Origin of the sequence: Chitinophaga sp. (assembly GCF_036566945.1) — a bacterium.
GTDB lineage: Bacteria > Bacteroidota > Bacteroidia > Chitinophagales > Chitinophagaceae > Chitinophaga.
In genome coordinates this window covers 1-6,352 of sequence record NZ_DATCVJ010000342.1, presented here as the reverse complement: position 1 = coordinate 6,352, position 6,352 = coordinate 1, and the positions used below count along the sequence as shown (strand labels likewise).

Here is a 6,352-nt window from a genome sequence, read left to right as displayed (position 1 = left end):
GTTCCTTTTCCATATACAATAACAAAACCACCCTGGTGAAAGAGTGGCTTTGTGTGATGATATTGATAAATTATAAGATAGCCCTGATTTCCACACTGCCATTGGCGTCCAGTGCAGGACAGCCGTGTGCCAGTGTGGTGGCCTCTTCCAGGCTGTCTGCTTTCAGAATGAGGAAGCTGCCGAGGCGTTCCCTGATTTCAACAAACGGACCATCGGTGACCACGCCACCTGCTTTTAGTACTTTGCCGTTGAGGTCCAGTCGCTTGCCGGTTTCCACGATTTTTCCCTGCGCTGCGATACCTCCGGCCCAGTCGGCCCACTTTTTGGAAAGCGCCTGCATTTCTTCCGGCGTAGCGTGGCTGTAGTCAAAACTGGGTTGACGAAATATTAACATGAATTCTTTCATGGCGTATTTTATTTTAATAGGTAAATGAATGTACGAATTTGATGAATGTAGCGTAACATTAATTTGCTTTTTCGGCAAACATACCCGGTTTGTAACCACCTGCTACCGGGAGAAATGTAGCATTCAAACGGTTATAACTATTAATCGCAATAGTCGCTATGGTCAGGTCTATCAGCTCGTCGTCGGAAAATTCCTGGCGGCTGCTGGCATACACCTCATCTGGTACATGTGCTTTGGTAACGGCTTCCGCAAAGGCAAATGCTGCACGTTCACGAGCCGTGTAAACAGGTGAATCCCGCCATGCATTTAACATATAAAGCCGCTGCTCTGTTTCACCGATAGCCCGGAGATCTTTGGAATGCATATCCAGACAATAAGCACAACCATTGATTTGTGATACCCGGAAATAAATCAGGTCCAACAATGGTTTTTCGATAATAGATTTGGCGAGATAGGCCCCCAGACCTGATAATGCTTTAAACGCGCCCTGTCCTTTTTCGTAATAGTTAATTCTCTGTTCCATGATGCTTTTATTTATAGGTGAATATTTGTGTTTATACCTGAATAATGCGTGAGCTTACCGAAATTGGACATCTCCCGAAAAAATTTTTTAAAACAAGCCCTGGAGGAAAGCAGAAAGCAAAAAGCAAAAAGCAAAAAGCTATTGTAGCGGAGAACATATATATGTTTATCTCCGCTACAATAGCTTTTTGCTTTTTGCCTTCTGCTTTCCGCTAATAAGAAACAACCACGTCATTCACCAGCAGCCGGTTGCCGGATCTGCTCACTTTACCGCCAGCCGGGGTGAACACCAGCACTGCAGGACTTTTACCCGGCATCACCAGGTCATATTGCTGCTTCACCTGTCGCGCTATAAAGCGTTTGCTAACCGTGTCATAAATATCTACCGGCGTATTTCCTACCGAAACAATGACCGTTTTTTCTACTGCATAGGGGTTATAGTAGAGATAGGAAGGATACGCCTTATCTCTGAAAAAGTCAGTGGCCAGTAAATTCAGTTGTAATATACCGGGTACGGTGGTCGTACGGATAATACTGCCAAAGATGCCCACATGCCCGCTGCCATACACGCTGAACTGTGATACATCGGGGTTTCCTTTGGCCCACTGTGGTCCATCTCCTTGTGCTACCGGTGCTTTCAGTTGCGCATATTCCGGGTAAGAAGAGGTATGAATAATGCCTTCATAGCCAATCACGCCTTTGGTGATGGCGGCTTTTTCCGGGATGGTTTCATGATCATCGGGCATATATTGCGTGTAGAAAAACCTCGCCGCATTGGCGGCATTCAGCATCCATTTGCCAATAGCCGCCGCATAGGACGGGTCGTAGCGTACCAATGGTACCAACGGCCACGCGGCGTCAAAGGTGTTCATGAGGAAGCCGTAGCCCCCTCTGTCGGTGGTGCTGCCAACAATGCCGGATATGTCAATACCGTTCCAGTTGCCTGCCAGCACGCCCCAACCAAGCCGGCATTCAGGATCTCCGTTAAAACTCCATTCCAGGAATTTTTGCACGTTGAATTGTTTGCCTTGTTCAGCATTCAGTCTTGCTGCCATATAAGCCCCAAATGGCATTAGTACCTCATAGTTGGTATTATGCGGCTGCCGCTCCAGTGTTTGGAGGGCCTGCACGGCATGTTGCAAATATCGCAGATCGCCGAATTTACGATAGGCGGCATACAACACGTAGGCATGCCCCGCAGCGGCATCCTGTTGTTTACAGATCTGGTTGTCTTTTGGCAGCAGCTGTGCATAATTAAAAAAGGAATGATCATAATTGCCATTCAGCACCGAATCCGCGGTACAGAACTTTTCAGCGATCTGATGCGCCAGTGTATCAAAATCCGGTGTGGCCGGATAATGATCATAGATGCCGTAAAAAAGCACATTGGGATATACATCATACCACCAGTCCCGGCCATAGCCGCCACCCAGCTGTGCTACCTCCGGACAGGTATTATTCATCATAATATCCCATCCCGTTTCCCGGTTGAAATAATTTTTTACCATAGCCACATAGTTCAATCCCTGTTGCCGACTTTTATCTACCCCTACCAGGGTGGCACCGAGTGTGGCGCCCATAGTAGCCAGTGCCTCGTGAAAGATCCCTTTATGATGCGCAGGTCCCTGCCGCTGATCATCCATGGCGGTATACAGCCCCACAACAGGCTGATCAAAATTATGACGGCTGCTGTCCCACCATACCAACGGCCAGTGAGGCCCTGTCGTATTGAAGTTGTAGGCGGTACTGTCGAACTGCCGGGCCAGGGCATACCAGTCTATAATTTGTAAGGGCTGTGGCACATCGGCCATGGAGTCCAGGCGAGTCAGGTGTTGTTGCACCACCGGCTGTGGCGCGGGCATTTTACAGGCCATCCATATCAGGCAGCATACTAATCCCGTTGTTATCAATTTTACCATGCTCATACAATTTATATCACTACAGATGTTTTTTCTTTCGTTTCTTTTATCAGCGCCTTTCCTTCTTTGATAATACTTTTACCTACCACAATGGAAAGGAGTTGTAGCACGGCAATAATGATGATGGCATAACGCAACGCCACCTCGGTGGAGAAATAATAGGCCAGGAAAATAAAAGTACCTGCGCCGAGGAAACGGCCGGCATACAGTCCTACTTCATGATTCAAAATATAAGCATATTCATTGCGTTTTTCTTTTTTAGAAAGAATGTCAATCACACTAAACTGAATAGGAAAATAAGCCATATCGAGCAATGGTTTTGCTACCAGCAAAAACAGCATAAAGATGACCACCCCTGTGGCATTGTAAAAGGCGCCGTTGAAAATAGCCGCCAGGGCAAAACATACCAGGCCACCGGCAAAAATAAGCAACCGGTGTTCCGGCTTTGCAGCCCTGCCAATAATATACATCAGCACCGCCGCCATGATAGCGCCTACCGATTGTGCCGTACCTAATGCTCCTTCTTTTCCCAGCAGTAACATAATCAGCATAGCGGGAGCGGTAACAAGATAGCCTTGTGCCAGTCCCTTCAAAGAGGCCAGCATCAATAACTTCCGCCAGTACGGATGAAAACGCAGGTAGATAAATGTTTTCTGATCCGGATTACGGAAATGGCCACGGAAACAAACTATGGAGGCAAAAACAGTAATCACAAATACCAGCCCCGTGATGATACGATAGGCGTTATTCACATTCATTTCACCACCGGATTCTATAAACCAGCCGATACAAATAGGAATAACAACGGCAATGATGGTATAAAAAAATGTTTCCAGGCCGTAGTAATAATTGCGGTTCTGATCATTGGTGATGGATAACGCAAGGTAGTCGCGGTTGGCCCAGTAAAAACCGAAAGACATGCCCATAATAATGCCCGCTATACCAATGCCGGTGAGGTCCAGTGTTTTCAACGACATCATCACAATCATGGATACACCACTCAGCAACATACCAGCGGAATACAATGTTTTAATACTGAACCGGTTCAACAAAAATCCGTTGATTAAAAAAGTAAGTGGTATCCCCGTATAAATGGTAAGCTGATAGATGACTACTTTCGTAGGGTCATTGGAGTTACGCATCACATAGGCCGCTACAAAAATGTCTATCACGGGCAACACCAACGCATAAATCATATTGGTGAGTACGAGGATGCGGAAATCATGCGGCTGCTGGTTGAAATGTTTTATTTCTGCAGAAAGCTTGCTGAACATAAGTTTTACCGTTTTAAGGATGAAAGTATTTCCCCGATGGAAAACCGGGCGGCGCATACCACTTCATCAGCTGCGCCATAATAGACGGTGAGTTCATCACCTTTCACGATATGCCCGTTGGTAAAAACTACCTGCCCAAAAAAGCCGGTGAGTTCATAAGGTGCTTCCGGGAACATAATAGGCGCATCGCTACGCGCCAGCACAATAGAAGGGTCGTGCAAATCCAGCAGCAGTGCCCCTAATCCGTATTCATGTTTTTCATTGGCGCCATGGTAAATTTCCAGCCATCCTTCCTTTGTTTTAACCGGCGCCGCGCCTGCACCCACCCGTGCGCTGTCCCAATGCCCTGCCCGCGTTTTAATGAGGCACCGATGTTTGCCCCAGTGCACCCCGTCCGGCGATTGTGCCAGCCAGATGTAGTTGCCGCCCAGGTCCACGCTGCTGGGCCGGTGCAGGGCATAGTAAAGACCGTTTATTTTTTCATCAAACAGCGCGCAGTCCTTATTATGCGGCGGGATGATCATACCCTGATCCGAGAAAATTTTCCAGTCGCGCGTGGTGCGCATGCCCACGCCTACACCATTGGGCGATACCGCAGTGAAGGTGAGATAATAGAGGTCTGCTATTTTTGTTACCCGGCAGTCTTCCAGGCCAAATGTCTCCAGTGGTCCTTCTCCATGCAGTTGCGGATAGCCTTCCGCTTCCCGGAAATGAATACCATCATCGCTGCAAAAAAGCCGTAGGTGCGATAACGTTGTCAGGTAATCGTTACCCTTGTAACGCAGTATCCGCGCGTCGGTGGCGTTCAGATGCGGATCATTGATGGCGATCTCCATAATTTCAATACCACCAATTCGCAGAATCGGAAAAGAAATAAAATCGGGCTGTTGCTTTGGCCTTTCCGCTACACGGATAATGAGCCATATCTTATTGTCAAATTCGAAAACACCCGGGTTCAGTAAGCAGGCTACTTCCAGGCCCGGCCTGCTCGGCCGCACATCTGCCGGCCTTAGCAATGGATTTTCGACAAAACGGTTGGCAATGACTGGTTTCATGTTAAATGGCTTAATGATGTTACTGTTGTTTCATAAGGCGCTTACTGCGCCTTGTGAAACAACAGGCAGGGTTCCGTATGAATGCTTTGCTGGGTGTATTTTAATATCCTGTGTTCTGTGGTAACTTCAACAGATCGGCTTCGCGCTGCGGAATAGGCAGCAGCTTATTGAGTGGCTGCCAGCCATTGCCATAATCTTTATAGCCTTTTAACGGGTCGGCGTCTGCAGCTTTCACCAGCACCATTTGCGCCAGATTCCATCGTACCAGGTCATAATAACGATGTCCTTCCAGGGCCAGCTCTACTCTTCTTTCATGTTGAATGGCTGCAAGAAGTGCTGCTTTATTATCTGTTGTTACAGGAGGCAATGCAGTAGCAGGATTAGCAGCGTACTTGCGTGCCCGTGCCCGGATTCTTTCGAGGTCGGTGCGTGCATCGGCTAATGCACCAAGGTTAGCATGACATTCTGCTTTCCACAACACTACCTCACCGAGACGGATGTATATAAAGTCGGTACCACCATCATCGATCGGGTTTACATTACTCATAAATTTGCGCACATTATAGCCGGTTACCGGTGACCAGGCCGGATCATAGTTGGTACCATCGAGGTATTTGTCGCCTGCCTGGAAAATGGTGGCAGCGCGGCGCGGATCGCCTGCTTCAAAGGCATCTGCCAGGTCTTTCGTAGGGATTTCAAACCCCCAGCCTTTGCCCTGTGGTGCAAATACCGCATTCAGCACAGATCCTTGAGAAGGTGTTTTGCCGGCATCATGACGCGCCGCAAAAATGATTTCACCTGCCTTCTCTCCAACACCGTTAAAATTATCTTCAAATTTATCCAGCAATGCATAGCTGCCTTTTTCTACCTCAGCTATCTGGTTCAAACAATCCTGCCAACGCTGCCGGTACAGGTATGTCTTGGCCAGCAGCGCATGTGCAGCGCCGGTAGTGGCCCGCTGATAATTGTCCGCATCATAGCTGGCAGGCAGCATACTCATGGCTTGTGTCAGGTCACTTTCTATTTGCTCATATACCTGCGCCACCGGTGTACGTACGGTATTGTCTGTCAGATTTTTTTCTGGGATCATCAAGGGGATATCTCCAAAGTTGACCACTAACCGGAAGTAGTAGAAGGCGCGCAGGAAATAAGCTTCTCCTTTCATGCGTTTCAGCA

The 6,352-nt window shown here is 47.9% G+C and carries 6 protein-coding genes; all 6 read right to left on the bottom strand.

What is annotated here, in order from left to right; genetic code table 11:
• Positions 1-70: 70 nt before the first annotated feature.
• Positions 71-406, bottom strand: coding sequence for a YciI family protein (locus VIP81_RS10170; protein WP_331959396.1), 336 nt, complete (start codon positions 404-406; stop codon positions 71-73).
• Positions 407-464: 58 nt separating this feature from the next.
• Complete coding sequence (locus VIP81_RS10165; RefSeq protein ID WP_331959393.1) at positions 465-929, bottom strand: carboxymuconolactone decarboxylase family protein; 465 nt, start codon at positions 927-929, stop codon at positions 465-467.
• A gap of 211 nt (positions 930-1,140) precedes the next feature.
• Positions 1,141-2,847: a hypothetical protein gene (locus VIP81_RS10160; RefSeq protein ID WP_331959389.1), complete on the bottom strand. Its 1,707-nt coding sequence runs from the start codon at positions 2,845-2,847 to the stop codon at positions 1,141-1,143.
• 11 nt (positions 2,848-2,858) lie between these two features.
• Positions 2,859-4,121: an MFS transporter gene (locus VIP81_RS10155; RefSeq protein ID WP_331959386.1), complete on the bottom strand. Its 1,263-nt coding sequence runs from the start codon at positions 4,119-4,121 to the stop codon at positions 2,859-2,861.
• 5 nt (positions 4,122-4,126) lie between these two features.
• Complete coding sequence (locus VIP81_RS10150) at positions 4,127-5,176, bottom strand: glycoside hydrolase family 130 protein (protein WP_331959383.1); 1,050 nt, start codon at positions 5,174-5,176, stop codon at positions 4,127-4,129.
• A gap of 100 nt (positions 5,177-5,276) precedes the next feature.
• On the bottom strand, positions 5,277-6,352 hold a 1,076-nt coding region (locus VIP81_RS10145), incomplete at its 5' end, for a RagB/SusD family nutrient uptake outer membrane protein (RefSeq protein ID WP_331959380.1).